Annotated in this window: 16 protein-coding genes; 6 read left to right on the top strand and 10 right to left on the bottom strand. The window is 71.2% G+C overall.

All coding sequences use genetic code 11. The features are described from left to right. Positions 1-79: 79 nt before the first annotated feature. From KIK09_RS25315 to KIK09_RS25300, 4 genes are all read right to left on the bottom strand, one after another. The gene (locus KIK09_RS25315) at positions 80-1,495 is read right to left on the bottom strand and encodes a multicopper oxidase domain-containing protein (protein ID WP_308164276.1); all 1,416 of its coding nucleotides are present in this window, start codon (positions 1,493-1,495) and stop codon (positions 80-82) included. Next, positions 1,492-1,839: a hypothetical protein gene (locus KIK09_RS25310; RefSeq protein ID WP_214322151.1), complete on the bottom strand. Its 348-nt coding sequence runs from the start codon at positions 1,837-1,839 to the stop codon at positions 1,492-1,494. Before KIK09_RS25310 ends, KIK09_RS25315 begins: the two co-directional genes overlap by 4 nt. Before the next feature lie 174 nt (positions 1,840-2,013). Beyond that, positions 2,014-3,636 (bottom strand): MFS transporter, encoded by a 1,623-nt coding sequence (locus tag KIK09_RS25305; RefSeq protein WP_214321832.1) that lies wholly within the window; start codon positions 3,634-3,636, stop codon positions 2,014-2,016. 67 nt (positions 3,637-3,703) lie between these two features. Beyond that, complete coding sequence (locus KIK09_RS25300) at positions 3,704-4,492, bottom strand: helix-turn-helix domain-containing protein (protein WP_214321831.1); 789 nt, start codon at positions 4,490-4,492, stop codon at positions 3,704-3,706. Between the two features lie 85 nt (positions 4,493-4,577). Between KIK09_RS25300 and KIK09_RS25295 the strand changes: the two genes are divergently transcribed. Both KIK09_RS25295 and KIK09_RS25290 read left to right on the top strand, forming a co-directional pair. After that, complete coding sequence (locus KIK09_RS25295) at positions 4,578-4,997, top strand: hypothetical protein (protein ID WP_250573762.1); 420 nt, start codon at positions 4,578-4,580, stop codon at positions 4,995-4,997. After that, positions 4,997-5,359, top strand: coding sequence for a cupin domain-containing protein (locus tag KIK09_RS25290; protein WP_214321829.1), 363 nt, complete (start codon positions 4,997-4,999; stop codon positions 5,357-5,359). Before KIK09_RS25295 ends, KIK09_RS25290 begins: the two co-directional genes overlap by 1 nt. On the opposite strand, the gene KIK09_RS60130 is transcribed toward KIK09_RS25290, so the two are convergent. Both KIK09_RS60130 and KIK09_RS25280 read right to left on the bottom strand, forming a co-directional pair. Next, positions 5,356-6,300, bottom strand: coding sequence for a quinone oxidoreductase family protein (locus tag KIK09_RS60130; protein WP_214321828.1), 945 nt, complete (start codon positions 6,298-6,300; stop codon positions 5,356-5,358). The genes KIK09_RS25290 and KIK09_RS60130 overlap by 4 nt on opposite strands. Next, positions 6,297-6,500, bottom strand: coding sequence for a hypothetical protein (locus tag KIK09_RS25280; protein ID WP_214321827.1), 204 nt, complete (start codon positions 6,498-6,500; stop codon positions 6,297-6,299). Before KIK09_RS25280 ends, KIK09_RS60130 begins: the two co-directional genes overlap by 4 nt. Positions 6,501-6,570: 70 nt before the next feature. On the opposite strand from KIK09_RS25280, the gene KIK09_RS25275 reads away from it, so the two are divergent. Next, entirely contained in the window at positions 6,571-7,302 is a 732-nt protein-coding gene (locus KIK09_RS25275; RefSeq protein ID WP_214321826.1) for a TetR/AcrR family transcriptional regulator, read from the top strand. Here KIK09_RS25275 and KIK09_RS25270 read toward each other — a convergent pair. Further along, entirely contained in the window at positions 7,286-7,990 is a 705-nt protein-coding gene (locus KIK09_RS25270) for a class I SAM-dependent methyltransferase (RefSeq protein WP_214321825.1), read from the bottom strand. The two genes, KIK09_RS25275 and KIK09_RS25270, sit on opposite strands and share 17 nt — an antisense overlap. 287 nt (positions 7,991-8,277) lie before the next feature. Between KIK09_RS25270 and KIK09_RS25265 the strand changes: the two genes are divergently transcribed. From KIK09_RS25265 to KIK09_RS25255, 3 genes are all read left to right on the top strand, one after another. Then, the gene (locus KIK09_RS25265) at positions 8,278-9,186 is read left to right on the top strand and encodes a winged helix-turn-helix transcriptional regulator (RefSeq protein ID WP_214321824.1); all 909 of its coding nucleotides are present in this window, start codon (positions 8,278-8,280) and stop codon (positions 9,184-9,186) included. A 215-nt stretch (positions 9,187-9,401) separates the two neighbouring features. Then, positions 9,402-9,809 (top strand): hypothetical protein, encoded by a 408-nt coding sequence (locus tag KIK09_RS25260; RefSeq protein WP_214321823.1) that lies wholly within the window; start codon positions 9,402-9,404, stop codon positions 9,807-9,809. A 338-nt stretch (positions 9,810-10,147) separates the two neighbouring features. After that, on the top strand, positions 10,148-10,903 hold the full coding sequence (locus KIK09_RS25255) for a DUF899 domain-containing protein (RefSeq protein ID WP_214321822.1): 756 nt from the start codon (positions 10,148-10,150) through the stop codon (positions 10,901-10,903). Between the two features lie 4 nt (positions 10,904-10,907). Here the strand turns inward: KIK09_RS25255 and KIK09_RS25250 are convergent, their stop codons facing one another. The 3 genes from KIK09_RS25250 to KIK09_RS25240 all read right to left on the bottom strand — a co-directional run bounded on the left by KIK09_RS25250 (position 10,908) and on the right by KIK09_RS25240 (position 14,269). Beyond that, positions 10,908-11,462, bottom strand: coding sequence for a histidine phosphatase family protein (locus tag KIK09_RS25250; protein WP_214321821.1), 555 nt, complete (start codon positions 11,460-11,462; stop codon positions 10,908-10,910). Between the two features lie 111 nt (positions 11,463-11,573). After that, positions 11,574-12,755 (bottom strand): acetyl-CoA acetyltransferase, encoded by a 1,182-nt coding sequence (locus KIK09_RS25245; protein ID WP_214321820.1) that lies wholly within the window; start codon positions 12,753-12,755, stop codon positions 11,574-11,576. Then, positions 12,752-14,269 (bottom strand): class I adenylate-forming enzyme family protein, encoded by a 1,518-nt coding sequence (locus KIK09_RS25240; RefSeq protein ID WP_250573761.1) that lies wholly within the window; start codon positions 14,267-14,269, stop codon positions 12,752-12,754. Before KIK09_RS25240 ends, KIK09_RS25245 begins: the two co-directional genes overlap by 4 nt. Between the last annotated feature and the right edge of the window lie 35 nt (positions 14,270-14,304).

Here is a 14,304-nt window from a genome sequence, read left to right as displayed (position 1 = left end):
GGATCCTCCGTGATCGGCAGGTCAGGCTGGGCGGCGCAGATCGAGGACAGCCTCGCCCGCGCCGTCTCCGGCTGAGCCCTCAGATCACCTCGAAGGTGCTCATCATGGCCATGTCCTCGTGTTCGAGGTTGTGGCAGTGCAGGACGTATCGGCCCCGGTAGCCGGTGAAGCGGGTGATTATCTCCACCGTCTGCGCCTCCCGCAGCTCGAGGGTGTCCTTCCACTCCGCGGGCCCGTCGTCCGACACCAGCTGGAAGGAGTTCAGGTGCAGATGGAAGGGGTGGGCGACGTCGCTGGTCAGCCGCCAGATCTCGAGCTGGCCGAGGCGCGGGCGGGCGTCGACCCGCCGGGCGTCGAAGGGCTTGCCGTTGATCAGCCAGCCGGGGCCGCCGCTGCTGAACTCGAAGTCGCGGGTGACCGTGGCCTGGGCGGGGTCGAGCCGTTCGACACGTGACAGCGTCGCGGGCACCGCCGAGTCGTCGCGGGCGTTCCGCTCCACGGTGAAGCGCATCACCCTGGCCTGCGGGCCGTCACCGAGCAGGTTGCGCAGCTCGACCTGGTCGCCGACGCGGTAGGCGGCGAAGTCGACCACCACGTCCGCGCGTTCCCCCGGCGCCAGCCGTACCCGGTCCAGGCGGCGCGGGGCGGCGAGCAGGCCGCCGTCGCTGCCGATCTGGGTCAGCGTGCCGCCGGGCGACAGGGCCAGCTCGTAGGCGCGCGCGTTGGAGGCGTTGAGCAACCGCAGCCGGTAGCGGGCCCGGTCGACGCCGAGCCACGGCCAGGGCGCGCCGTTGACCAGGATGACGTTGCCCAGCACGCCGCCCATGTACGTCTCGTCGTGGCGCGGCGGGTAGGGCATGGTGCCGTCGGAGTTGAAGGAGCGGTCGCAGATCAGCAGCGGCACGTCCCGCTCGCCGTGCGGCAGCGGCAGCGCGGCCTCCTCCTCGTCGCCGACCAGGAAGAGGCCGGCCAGCCCGCGCCACACCTGCGGCCCGGTCTGGTCCATGCGGTGGTCGTGGTACCACAGCGTGGCCGCCCGCTGCTCCAGCGGGAAGACGTAGTCGCGGTGGGTCCCCGGCTGGACCAGGTCGGTGGGGTAGCCGTCGGAGTCCGGCGGGGTGTGCCCGCCGTGTAAATGGGTGACGGTCGGCACGCCGAGCGTGTTCGTGACGCGCACCACGGTCCTGCGCCCGCTGCGCGCCTGGATGGTGGGTCCGGGGAACTGCCCGCCGTACCCCCAGATCGGGGTGCGCAGGCCGGGCAGGATCTCCACCTCGGCCACGCGCTGCACGAGCTCGTAGTAGTCGGCTTGGCCGTCGCTCTTGTACGGCTTGGCCACCGCGGGCCGTGGCAGCGGCACGGCGTACGGCGTGGGCAGCCGCGCGGTGCCGTTCAGCTGCGCGGGCTGCGGGGTGCCGCGCAGCAGCGAGCAGCCCGAGAGGGTCAGCGCTGCCCCGCCCAGGCCGAGCAGCGCCTGCCGCCTGGTGAGCCTCACGCCGCGACCGCGTCGGTACGGCGGGCCGGCCAGACCTGCCCGAGCCGCATCATGCTCGCGCCGAACATCATCACGCCGAGCGGCACGTGTACGGCCTTCACGTGGCTCACGCCCAGCGCGATCTGGACCAGCGTCGCCAGGAGCATGGTCACAGCGGGCGAGATGGCGTTCCGCCGCCGCGTCATCAGCGCGGCGACCAGGTGCAGCAGCACGGCGACCGCCACGGCGATGGCCGTGGTCATGTGCGCCGTCCGCCCGCCGGCCGTGGACAGCAGCAGCCCGGCGGTGATGGCCTGCACCAGCAGGGCGATGGTCTGGATCGTGATCGCGATGCGCAAGAACATGGGTGTCTCCCTCAACGGGTCGAGACCCGGACGACGATCGGCACGCCGGGTCCTCATGACCCGAAATCGTCGTCCACCCGCGCTCGCGGAACGTCACACAGAAAGCGCATTCGCCCGTACCACGCAGGGACGAAAGCCCGCCGGATCTACGCCCCCGGGAGTACACCTGGCGGGTTATGTGGCTCCTTCGCCGGTCCGGCCGGTGGATCCCGGCTGGACGCTGGGGATCAGGTGCACGAAGAACAGCGAGATGAGTCCGGTGAGCACGAGGATGGCCAGGGCGGCCTTGAGCCCGACGATGCGGGCGTCGGCGTTGGCCTGCAGCGCCGCCTGGGTCACCTCGGCGGGCATGCCGGCCTCGTCGAGGGCGGTCTTCAGCTGGGCGTCTGACAGGAAGGGCACGCCGGCGACGAGCTGGACCTGCGCCTGCTGCTTGACCTGCGCGGGGATCGCCGGGTTGAGCTCCACGGCGGTGAGGAACGAGGTCGTCAGCATGGTGATCATGATCGAGGAGGCGAGCGCGGTGCCGATGGAGGCGCCCAGGTTCGTGACGGTGTTCTGGACGCCGCCGACCTCCGCGCTGCGTTCGTCCGGCACCGCCGAGACGGTGACCGCTCCGAGCTGGGAGGCCAGCGTGCCCATGCCCAGGCCGATCAGCAGCAGCGGAACGGTGACGATCTCGGGCCCCGAACCGGCCTCCAGCGCCGCGAGCAGCACGACCGCGCCCAGGATCACGGACAGCATCCCCGCGCGCACCAGCCGCCGCGGGGAGGCCTGGGGAAGCAGGCGGGGGATGGCCAGCGCGGCCACCAGCAGCGGCAGGGAGAGCGGCATGATGCGCGCGCCGGTGGCCAGGGCGGACAGCCCGAGCGCGACCGACAGATACAGCGGGATGACGACGAAGACGCCCATCTGCGTCAGGTACTGGAAGAAGAACATCGTCAGGCCGCCCACGAGCTGCCGGTTGCGCAGCAACTCGGGGTCCACCAGGGGTTCCTTGCCCCGCCGCACGACGTGGCGCTCCCACTGCATGAACAGCCAGATCAGGAACACACCCGCCAGCATGAGCCACACGACCGGTGAGATCCCGAACCAGGAGGGCCCGCCCGGCTTGGGGGCGAACCAGCCCCACACATCCGATTGCAGCACGCCGTAGACGAAGACCCCGAGCCCCAGCGCCGACAGGACGGCCCCGATGACGTCGATGCGCGGGTGGCGGTCCGGTGGCGCGTCGGCCACCCGCCGGGCGAGCAGCAGGATGACCAGCACGATCACGACTTCCCCTGCGAACACCCACCGCCAGGAGAAGTAGGTCGTGGCGAGCCCGCCGATGAGAGGACCGACCGCGATCGCGATCGCCCCTGCCGCCGCCACCAGCCCGTAGGCGGCCGGCCGCTGCTCCTTGACGAAGTTTCCCGCGACCAGCGCCACGATCGCGGGCAGGATCAGCGCCGCACCGACCCCTTCGAGAAACGACCAGCCCAGCAGCAGAACGGGCAGGTTCGGGGCTATCGACGTGGTGAACGATCCGCAGCCGTAGATCACGCACCCGATCGTGAACGCGCGCTTACGGCCGATGATCGCCCCGAGCTTGCCGCCGGGGATCATGAGGACGGCCATGACCAGCGTGTACGCCGCGATCGCGCCCTGGACCCCGGCCACCGTGGTCCCCACGTCCTTGGCCACCGTCGCGATCGCCACGTTCATCACGGACGTGTCGAGCGCCATCAGGAACTGCCCCGACGCCAGCGTCAGCAGGACGAGCCTCGCCGATGCGGCCTTCTCCGATCCACTCACACCTGCATGTTCACGACAACGGTGCCGAGCACCTCGTCGGCTCGCCGTAGATGTGCAGGTCTTGACGTCAGGATCGGGCGCGCCGGGTGAGGATCTCGGCGGTCTCAGCGTCGGCGGGGAGGAAGGCTTCCAGGCGCAGCTCGGACAGGGTGACGTCGACCGCGGTGGCGAAGGAGGTGAGCGTGGTGATGAGGCGGAGCTCGCCCTCGGGCACGCGCAGGCGCAGCGGTACGGCGAAGCCGAGATGGCCGGCGGGCGGGTCCGCGTCGGGAAGGTAGCCGTCGAGCTCGGCGACGAACCCGTCCAGGCCGGGGTCGGGGCTCTGGCGCAGCTGGTCGCGGAGATTGCCGGTGATGTGGCGGCCCCACTCGGCCAGGTTCTCGACCCGGCGGCCCATCCCGTCGGGGTGCAGGGCGAGGCGCAGCACGTTGATCGGCGGCTCGAGCAGCGCGGGCGCGGCGCCCTCGGACAGGACGGCGAAGGCCGCGTTGGCCGCGACCAGCTCGCCGTACGGCTTGACGACCACCGCCGGGTAGGGCAGGTGGCCATCGAGGATGCGATCGAGGGCCTCGCGCACCGGGCCGAGCTCGGGGGCGTCGAGGCTCGACTCCGCGTAGACGGGGGCGAAGCCCGCGGCGAGCAGGAGGTCGTTGCGGTCGCGCAGCGACAGGCCGAGCGACTCGGCCAGCCGTACCACCATGGCGCGTCCGGGACGAGAGCGGCCCTGCTCGAGGAAGCTCAGGTGCCGCTGGGTCGTGTCGGCTCTGATCGCGAGGTCGAGCTGGCTGAAGCGGCGGCGCGTCCGCCACCGCCGCAGCTCGTGAGCGAACTGGTCAGGTTCCGCCAACACCGTCATGTCGCTATTCATACCGGATGCCTGATGCGGCGCCATTCCCTGCAGGGAATCGCGGTACGGCAGGCAAGCCAGCACCATGCTGCACATGAGCAAAGAATTGGCAGACCGTTACGTCGCCCTCTGGAACGAGCCCGACCCCGCCACGCGCAGCGCGCTCATCCGCGAGCTGTGGGCGCCCGATGGCAACCAGGTGCTGGTGGACCCGCCCGAGGAGATCCGCGCTGCCGCCGCCGCGATCGCCTTTCCCGTGCCTCCGCTGGAGGTCCACGGGTACGACGCGCTGGAGGCCAGGGTGACCCGGGCCTACGAGATGTTCGTCGAGCCGGGCGAGCACGTCTTCGAGGCCGCGGGGGAGCCGTCCGTCCTGCTGTCCAACGTGATCGCCATCCGGTGGTCGATGGTGTCGACCGCCACGCGCGAGGTCGTCGGGGGCGGGCTGGACGTGGTGGCGCTGGACGGTGAAGGCCGGATCCGCACCGACCACCAGTTCATCGGGGCGAGCTGATGCGTTTCACCAGGATCGCCCGCACCCTGGACGGCGGATCGGCGTTCGAGGACGGCGAGATCACTCTGGCCACGCAGCGGGTGGCCGACGGGGTGCCGGACATGGCGGTGGGCGCGGTGCCGTCGAGCGGCGGCGTGCAGTTCTTGCGGAGCGCCGCGTTCGACAGCACCGCGCACCCGGCGCCGCGCGAGCAGTGGGTGGTGATGCTGCGCGGGACGATCGAGGTGACGGTCAGCGACGGCAGCAGCCGCCGCTTCGGCCCCGGTGACCTGGTGCTCGCCGCCGACACCACCGGGTCGGGGCACGTCACCGCCGGCGTCGGCGAAGCGCCGTTCGAGGCCCTGTTCATTCCCGTCGGTTAGGGGATCAGCACGGTCCGCCGGCCCCGCTGGTCGAGGTCCCACACCGTCCGGGCCTCGGCGAGCGGGACCCGGTTGACGTCGATGCGCAGCTCGCCTTTCGCCAGCAGGACCATCAGCTCGTGGAGCTTGGCGGTGATGAGGTCGACGGGCGCGGCGTTGCCGCTCCCGGCGCCGACGATCTCCAGGCTGCTGCTGCGCAGCACCTCGGCGGGCAGGCTGATGTGCGAGCCGGCCATGACCCCGACCTGGACCAGCCGGATCGGCGCATGCCGGAGTTCCATGTCGGTGGTTCCCAGGGAGCTCAGCAGCACCTCGGTCGGGTGTCCCCACAGGTAGTCGAGGACGACGTGGTAGTCATGGGCGGCAAAGGCCTCGCGCAGCGCGTCGTCGGGCTGGGAGAGCTGGATGGTGGCGTCGGCGCCGAGCCGCGGCAGTTCTGCCAGGACGCCCTCGTTACGGCCGGCCGCCACGACGCGCCCCGCGCCCATCCGCCTGGCGAGCTGGACGGCCAGCTTTCCCGTGACGCCGGTGGCGCCGAGGATCAGCACGTTCTGCCCCGGCTCGAGCTTGCCCCGCCAGTCCAGCCCCATCCATGCCGACAGCGCCGGGTTCTGCGCGGCGGCCGCGGTCTCGTCGTCCAGGCCGTCGGGGATCTCCTTGCACCACTCGCGGGCGGTGACGGCGTACTCGGCCATGGTCCCCGCGGGCGAGCCGAACAGCACCCGGGTGCCGTCGCCCAGCCGCCCGGCGGCGATGAAGCCCAGGACCGCCGGCAGTGCCGCGGGCTTGGAGTAGTGGGTTCCCGCGGCGTGCGCCCGGTCGAAGTTGGTCAGCGGGCAGGCCGTGACCTGTACGAGTTCCTGGCCGTCCGCGGGCACGGGCTCGGGAACGTCCTCGACGCGGGGCGGCTGGCCGAGCTCGTGGAGGACCACGGCCTTCACGACGGCTCCTGGCCGAAGAAGGCGGCGATCCTGCGCTGCCAGCCCACCAGCACGCGCGGCGGACGGGCGGCTGAGTGATGCGCCGAGTGATTCCACGAACGGCCGTGCCGCGTCCTGCCCTGGTGGCCGGGCGGCAGGTCGGCGTGCTCGGGGACTCCGGGCACGAGGTGCGTCGTCCGGTGGAGTAAATCGCGGATCATCGTTCCTCCAGATATGGCGTACGACGTACGTTGATAACGTATGCCGTACGTTATATGTACGCTGTACGTCATGTCAACGGAGGAGAGTGCGCTGCCGATCTGGGCGCGGCCGGAACCGCAGACCCGTGGCCCGCGCTTCAGCCGTGCGCAGATCGCCGCGGCAGCGTTGCGGATCGCCGACCAGGAGGGCTTCGACGCGGTGTCCATGCGCAACGTGGCCTCGAAGCTGGGCGCGGCCACCATGACCCTCTACAACTACGTGAAGACCAAGGACGAGCTCGTCGCCCTGATGGACGACGCGCTGATGGCCGAGGCGCTGGTGCCCGAGGGGGAACTGCCGGAGCACTGGCGGGACGCGATCACCATGATCGCCCGGCGCACCTGGGCGGCGCTGGTCCGTCACCCGTGGGCGGTCGTCTCGCTGCAGGGGGCCCAGCTCGGCCCGAACGCCATGCGCCACTTCGAGCAGTGCCTGGCCGCGCTCGCCGGCACCGGGATGGACGACACGGCCAAGTTCGACCTGCTGGCGCTGGTGGACTCCTACGTCTTCGGCAGCGCCCTGCGCACGGGGGAGTCGTACGCGCGCGCCAGGACGGCGCAGTCCGACCCCGAGACCACCAACGCCCTCATCGAGTACGGCATGGCCCAGCTGGCCACCGGCCAGTACCCGCACACCGAGGCCCTCCTGGCCGGCCGCGACCCGCGAACCAGCGACGACGCCCCCGCCCCACCCATGGACGAGCAGGGACTGAAGGACCAGTTCGAACGCGGCCTGCAAACATTGCTCAACGGCATCGCCTGACCGCCCAGACCAGCGCTCCTCGTTTCGTCACCCGCACCGGAGCCTCGACGCGAAGCGCCGCATCCCGAGCCGCCGCCTCGGCCAGACCCCGGCCGCGCAGATAGAGGGCCACGGCCCGCCGGTCGGGCAGCCGCAGCATCGGTTCGTCCCACGACGTCACCGCCACCACGTCCAGGACCTCGCCGACCACGGCGGGCGCCGACTCGGCGTCGAAGCTCAACGGGGCGCCCCAGTCCGGCAGGACGGCCGCCAGCTCCGGGTCGTTGCGCCGGCTGGGCGCCGAGACCGCGAGCAGGCCGCCCGGCCGCAGCACCCGGCGCATTTCCCTGAGCACCGGGATCGGGTCGGCGAAGTGGTACAGCATCCACAGGCCCGCCACGGCGCCGAAGACCGCATCGGCGAACGGCAACGCCCGCGCGTCGGCCTGTACGGCGGGCCGCGGCGCCTGCCGTACGTGCTCGGCGATGTCCGCCACCACGGCCGGCACCCCGGCGTCGGCCAGCAGACGCGCCAGCGGCCCGGTCCCGCCCCCCGCGTCGAGTATCGGGGAGGCGCCCTCCGCGACCAATCGAGCGGCGACGATGGGGTGCACGTCGCCGGAGGCGTACCTGGCCTTCGCCGTCAGGTTGGCGGCGAAGCGCTCGGGATCGTCGTCGTAGTCGACCGGCACCGCTTTCCGTACGCCCATCTCGCCACGATGACAGCCGCGACGGCTTTGTTCGAGCCGATTATCGTGTTGCACGGCAGGGGCGGCACATCCGGGAGACGTGATGAGCAGGCCGATCTGGGAGGGCATCGGCGCGCTGGTGGTCGGGCGGCACGTGTTCGACCTGACCAACGGCTGGGAGGGGAAGCCACCGGGGGCGACCACGTGGCACCGTCGCCGTGGCGGCGGCCGACGTCGGCGGGCACGCCTTCGCCCTCGGCCTGGCATGCTTTTATAGGCGAAGTAGCTCGTCGGCGGAGGGGGCGTGGGTGGCTGAGCGGCCGAGCGCGATCGGGCAGGCGTTGCTGGCGATCTGCGACCAGTGGACGCTGCTGATCCTGCAGCGGGCCTTCCTCCTGCACATCAGGCGCTTCGCCGACTGGCGGGACGAGCTGGGCATGTCCGAGTCGGTGCTGGCCAACCGGCTCAAGGAGATGGTGGCCGGGGATCTGCTGCGGCCCGTGCCCTATCGGGAGCAGGGGCGGACGCGGACCGAGTACCTGCTGACCGAGCGGGCGATCGAGCTGTGGCCGCTGCTGGTGGAGATCTGGTCGTGGGAGCGCCGGTGGGTGCCGCGCCGGGTCGGGTTGCCTGAGCTGACGCATGACGCCTGTGGCAACCGTACCGATGTCGAGCTGGGGTGCGAGAGCTGCGGGCAGGCGCCCGTGACCGCGCGGGACACCGTGACGGTGCGGGGGGAGGCGACGTTCGCGCAGGTGACGGTGCCGCGGCACCATCGCAGGACCGTGCGGGGTGAGCGGGACCCGCTGTCGTACTTCCCTGAGACGTTCGAGCTGCTGGGTGACCGGTGGAGCACGGTGATCCTGGCGGCGGCCTTCCTGGGGATGCGGCGTTTCGCCGACTTCCAGTCCGAGCTGGGCGTGGCCCCTTCGGTGCTGTCGCACCGGCTGCGGCGGTTCACGGAGCTGGGCGTGCTGGCCGTGGAGGAGCCGGGCGCGCGCCCGCGGTACCGCCTGACGGACAAGGGGCTGGACTTCTTCGGCATCTTCGCCGTCATCGTCGACTGGGCGCAGCGCTGGTACTCGGGCACGGACCTCGAGATCACCCACCGGACCTGCGGCAAGCCCTTCCGCCCCTACCTCCGGTGCCGCTCGTGCGGCCACCCCCTACGCCGCACCGCCATGCACTTCGCCATTCCCCCAGCAGGAGCGCAGTGAGCCAGACGCGCGCGATGCCGTGTTGACACCGGCTGGTCCGCTGATCGGAACGGCGCCGGTCGGGGTATTCGAGTCGCGGGTAGCGTCCCTTGCGTCAAGGAGTTGACGGCTATAGGGGCGGGAGAATCCGGTGGGTAGGAAAATGCTTCTGGTGACGGGCATATCGCTGACCGCGGTCCTGGGGATGGGTCTGTCCGCGTCGGCTACTGCCGCTGATGATGGGCCTCCGCAACGTAAGATCGCGCGGCTACGCGGTCTGCGGAAGCGGCCTCACCGACTACAAAGAAGTCCGCGGCACCCCGTTCAATGTCGGCCCGAACGGCGCCAGGGAAATCTCCCTTCTCCACTGTCCGGACGGTATGCGGATCCTCGGCGGCGGCCAGTGGATAAGCGGTCCGCTCTTCTTCGGAGCCGGCGAATACACATCGGCCACCGCGGAATGTCCGGCAGGAACGGTGCTTTACGGCGGCGGTGGCGGCAGTCACCATCCCAGAAGCGAGCCCGGTATGACCATCACGGACTCCTACCGCTCCGGCGAGAACGCCTGGACCGTCTATTCACGTTCGCATCCCGCCAATCACGCCCAGGGAATCCTTCATTCAACGGTCATCTGCGGAAGCTGACCTGGGAGCGGGGTCCCACCTGACCCCGCCGCGCGGAGTCTCCGTCCCGCAATCAGCGTCGTCGCCGTCGCGCTGTCGGCCGCGGCCTTCGTGGGGACCCTGTCCCTGCCTGCCCAGGCACAGGCTCAACCCCCTGCTCCCTGCACCACCGGCCCGAACGGTCCCATGTGCGGCCCGCCCGGTGCCGACCCCGAGTAAGCGTCGTGGGGATCCGGCCGGGATCCCCACGACTTGCGTCCGGTCATGTCCGGGACTGATGCTGAAAGTGGTGGCGCTGGGGCATGGTCGTCACCTGGGATCTCCTGCCTGCCCGCGCCGCCGAGGAAGGGAGGGAAACGATGACCGCTCACAGGACCGGCACGCGCGAGGAGTGGCTCGAGGCCCGGGTGAAGCTGCTCGAGGCCGAGAAGGAGCTGACCAGACGAGGCGACGAGCTGGCGCGGTGGCGTCAGGAGCTGCCGTGGGTCCGCGTCGACAAGGAGTACGACTTCGAGACCGATGAGGGCAGGGCGTCCCTCGCGGACCTCTTCAGGGGCAGATCGCAGCTGCTCGTCTACCACTTCATGTTCGGGCCCGACTACCAGGCGGGATGCCCGAGCTGCTCGGCGATCGCGGACGGCTTCGACGGGTTCGCCGTCCACCTCGCCAACCACGACGTCACGCTCTGCGCGGTGTCGCGGGCCCCGCTGGCCAAGCTGCGGGAGTACAAGCAGCGGATGGGGTGGAGCTTCCCCTGGGCGTCGTCGTTCGGCGGCGACTTCAACCACGACTTCGGGGTGGCGCACACCGAGGAGGAGTGGCGCTCGGGCCACACCACCTACAACTACCGCGACCAGGACTTCAGACCTCAGAACCCCTGGCCGAGCGAGCTGTCGCCGGTCGGCACGGACTGGCCGACCTACACCCGCGAGAGCCCCGGCATGAGCGCGTTCGCGATCGAGGACGGCGTCGTCTACCACACCTACTCGGCGTACGCCCGGGGGCTGGACGGCCTCTGGGGCATGTACCAGTGGCTGGACCGCGCCCCTCTCGGCCGCAACGAGGGCGAGGGCACCTTCTGGTTCCGCCGCCACGACGAGTACGACAACCGGTGACGCCTCAGGCCAGGTGGTGGACAGCGGCGACGCTCCGCACCACCTGCCCGTCGATGGTGGTGATCGCGCAGGGTGGGACGCCGTTCTCGAGCAGGCTCGGTGCCAATGCCCGGTCGCCGATCAGCGTGCGCAGGAGATCGACCGTGACGCCGCCGTGCGTGCACACCGCGATCGGTCCCGCCGCCTCCGCCAGGTCGCGGAGAAAACCCTGGAACCTGGCGGCCGCCTGTTGCGAGGAATCGCCGGTCGGGGGCACGAAGGAGCGGTCGCGAACCGAGGTGGCCCAGTCGGCCAGGAACTCCTCGATCGGCTGGGCGCCGTCCCAGTTCATCCGCTCGCGTAGCCGGACGTCCTCGACCACGGGGAGGCCGGTCGCCGACGCGATGGCCTCGGCGGTCTCCCGGGCGCGCCGCATCGGGCTGCTGAAGACCGCCGCGAGCCCTGCCTCGCCAAGCCACCGGGCGGTGCGGGCAGCCTGGCGACGGCCGAGCTCGGTGAGTCCGGGATCACCTGGATCCGGCAGCTTCTCGGCATGCTGGACCACATAGAAGATCGTCACAACGCCCCAGTATGTCCGCCAGGATGTGGCGGATGCTCGGCATTTTCTCGTACCCCCTGCTGGTGATCCGCACCGACTACTCCGAACCGACGGCGCAGGCGGGGACGGGAGCTACCGCGGATTCTGAGCGGTCACGGCGAACAGGGCGACCGTCGTGCAACTGCCGCCGAGGTTGAGCGTGAGCGCCGTCCTGGCGCCGGGGACCTGGCAGTCGCCCGCCGTACCGGAGACCTGGCGGGCCGCGTCGTGCAGCATCCGGACCCCGGTGGCGCCGACGGGATGGCCGAGCCCGATCAGCCCGCCCGACGGGTTGACCGGCAGGGAGCCGTCGAAGTCGATCATGCCGGACTCGATCGCCCGCCAGGACTCTCCCGGCGGCGTGAGCCCCAGGTGGTCGAGGGCCACGTACTCGGTGATGGTGAAGCAGTCGTGGGTCTCGATCACGTCCACGTCGGCGGGGCCCTCCAGGCCCGCGCGGGCGTAGGTGTCCAGGACGGCCCGCCGCAGGTGGGGGAAGAGGTACGGCTCGCGCGTGGCCAGCTTGTCCGCCAGCAGCATCGGCGCCGTACGGTGGCCCCAGCCGGAGACGGCCGGCCCCGGCCTGCCGTACCGGTCCGAGGCGAGGATGACGGCGGCGGCGCCGTCGGTGATGCGGCCGCAGTCGTACTTGCGCAGCCGCCCCTCGACCACCGGGTTGAGGGTGTCGTCCTGGCCGAAGCAGCCGGGAGGGAACGACCAGGAGCGGGTCTGCGCGAGCGGGTTGCGCAGCGCGTTGCCGTGGTTGATCTCAGCGATGCGCGCCAGGTGGTCGTGGGAGAGCCCGGAACGCTCGTCCACCTCGTCGGCGATCGAGGCGAACAGCGCGGGCCAGGGGAAGTCGGCGTGCTGGGCCTCGCGCCCCGCCCAGGCCGCGCAGCCCAGGTGCTGCGCGGCCTGCTTGGCGCCGACGTTGCGCATCAACTCGACGCCGACGACCAGCGCGACGTCGTAGCGGCCCGCCTCCAGGTCGGCCATCGCCGCCAGGACCGCCATCGATCCTGAGGCGCACGCGGCCTCGTGCCGGGAGGCCGGCAGCATCGCCCACGCCGGGTCGATCGTGGCGATCATGCCGCCCAGCTGGGCCTGCCCGGCGAACAGCTCGCCCGCCAGATTGCCGACGTGCGCGACCTGCACGTCCCGCGCCGGTACGGCCGCCGCCTCCAGGGCGCCGAGCGAGGCCTCGCGCAGCAGCTCGAACAGGCCGGCGCCGGAGCGGGCGAAGTCGGTCTGGTAACCGCCCAGGATGCGGATCACAGCTTCAGCTCCCTCTTGAGGATCTTGCCGACAGGGTTCCTGGGCAGCGCGTCCACGAGCTCCAGCCGTTCGGGAAGCTTGTAGGAGGCGATGCCCTTGTCGCGCAGGAAGGCCACGACCGACTCCAGCGAGATCTCACCCTTGGCGACCACGACCGCGCAGACCTTCTCGCCGAGCACCTCGTCGGGGTAGCCGGCGACCGCGACCTCGGCGATCGACGGGTGCCCGGCGAGCAGGGCCTCCAGCTCGGCGGGGGCGATGTTCATGCCGCCGCGGATGATGATGTCCTTGGCGCGGTCGACATAGCGCAGGTACTGCCCGTGCTCGCCGGCGATCTCGAACAGGTCGCCGGTCCTGAGGTAGCCGTCCTCGTCGAACGGGTCGGTCGTGGCGGTGCCGGGCAGGTATCCCGCGAAGACGGTCGGGCCGCTCAGCCGCAGCTCGCCGGGCGTCCCGGGCTCGGTGATCTCCTCGCCGTCCGGGGTGACGAGCTTGGTGCGCACGGGTATGGCGGGCCGGGGGAAGAAGCGGGCGCGGATCTCGGGATCCGGCATGCGGGCGGGGTCCGACAGCAGGCAGGTGCCCTCGTTGGAGCCGAAGAAGTTGATGATCGAGATGTCGTGCCGCTCCTGCCAGCCGCGCACCATCGGCGGCGGCAGCGGGGCCGAGCCCGAGCCGATCCTGGTCAGGGAGGAGGGTAGCCCGACCTGCCGGTCCAGGAGCATGGTGAGCAGCGCGGGCGGGGCCAGGGTGTAGGTGACGTTCTCCTCGGCGAGCTGGGCGAGGTAGGTGGGCAGGTCGAAGGGGTGGTGCTGGACCAGCAGCGCGCCGACCCGCAGCCAAGGCAGGAAGACGCCGCCGATCCCGGCCATGTTGACCATGGGGAACGGGTTGAGGATCACGTCGCCGGCGGTGAGCGCGGGCGCCGCCGTGCAGACGGCCTCGACCGCGAGCCAGTCGTAGTGGCAGCGTGGCACGCCCTTCGGGGTGGCCTCGGTGCCGGAGGTCCAGCAGATCGTCACCCGCTCGGCGGGGTCGGCCTCGCGCGCAGGCGCTGCCGGGCCGGAGGCGTCCATCGGCCACGACAGCGTCGGGGTGCCGGCAGGCGCCCTGGACTCGCCGCCGGTGACCAGCAGCCGGGCGCCGGACAGCGGCAGTAACTGGGCCAGCTCGTACTCGCGGTACTGCACGGGAAACGGCGTGACCGTGGCACCGAGCCGGATGATCGCCAGGAAGCTCACCGCCAGGTCCACGCCGTTGGGCAGCTGGACGGCCACCACGTCGCCGGGACCGATGCCCCGGGCGTGCAGGACGCCGGCCACCCTGGACACCTCGGCGCCGAGCTGCCCCCAGGTCAGCCGCCTGATCGGGCCGTCGGCCTTGTTGAGCGGGTCCACGATCGCCGGTTCACCGGGACGGGCCGCCACGTGCGTCATGAGGAGCTGGTCGATCGTGTCCCCCGTCCACCATCCCTCGGCGGTGTAGCGGGCGATCCGTTCCGCGGAATGCGTCATCGCGACTCCCATGGGGTGTGATGGCCGCAACACTA

The sequence above is a fragment of the Nonomuraea sediminis genome, assembly GCF_018531495.1.
Lineage (GTDB): Bacteria > Actinomycetota > Actinomycetes > Streptosporangiales > Streptosporangiaceae > Nonomuraea > Nonomuraea sediminis.
This window is presented reverse-complemented; position numbering and strand designations above follow the sequence as displayed.

What these genes read in the sequence shown, in the direction of transcription:
- KIK09_RS25255 (WP_214321822.1), top strand. Translation starts at nt 10,148, where the DNA reads ATGACCGCTCACAGGACCGGCACGCGCGAGGAGTGGCTCGAGGCCCGG.
- KIK09_RS25275 (WP_214321826.1), top strand. Translation starts at nt 6,571, where the DNA reads ATGTCAACGGAGGAGAGTGCGCTGCCGATCTGGGCGCGGCCGGAACCG.
- KIK09_RS25260 (WP_214321823.1), top strand. Translation starts at nt 9,402, where the DNA reads ATGATGGGCCTCCGCAACGTAAGATCGCGCGGCTACGCGGTCTGCGGA.
- KIK09_RS25270 (WP_214321825.1), bottom strand. Translation starts at nt 7,990, where the DNA reads ATGGGCGTACGGAAAGCGGTGCCGGTCGACTACGACGACGATCCCGAG.
- KIK09_RS25280 (WP_214321827.1), bottom strand. Translation starts at nt 6,500, where the DNA reads ATGATCCGCGATTTACTCCACCGGACGACGCACCTCGTGCCCGGAGTC.
- KIK09_RS25300 (WP_214321831.1), bottom strand. Translation starts at nt 4,492, where the DNA reads ATGACGGTGTTGGCGGAACCTGACCAGTTCGCTCACGAGCTGCGGCGG.
- KIK09_RS25240 (WP_250573761.1), bottom strand. Translation starts at nt 14,269, where the DNA reads ATGACGCATTCCGCGGAACGGATCGCCCGCTACACCGCCGAGGGATGG.
- KIK09_RS25290 (WP_214321829.1), top strand. Translation starts at nt 4,997, where the DNA reads ATGCGTTTCACCAGGATCGCCCGCACCCTGGACGGCGGATCGGCGTTC.
- KIK09_RS25310 (WP_214322151.1), bottom strand. Translation starts at nt 1,839, where the DNA reads ATGTTCTTGCGCATCGCGATCACGATCCAGACCATCGCCCTGCTGGTG.
- KIK09_RS25295 (WP_250573762.1), top strand. Translation starts at nt 4,578, where the DNA reads ATGAGCAAAGAATTGGCAGACCGTTACGTCGCCCTCTGGAACGAGCCC.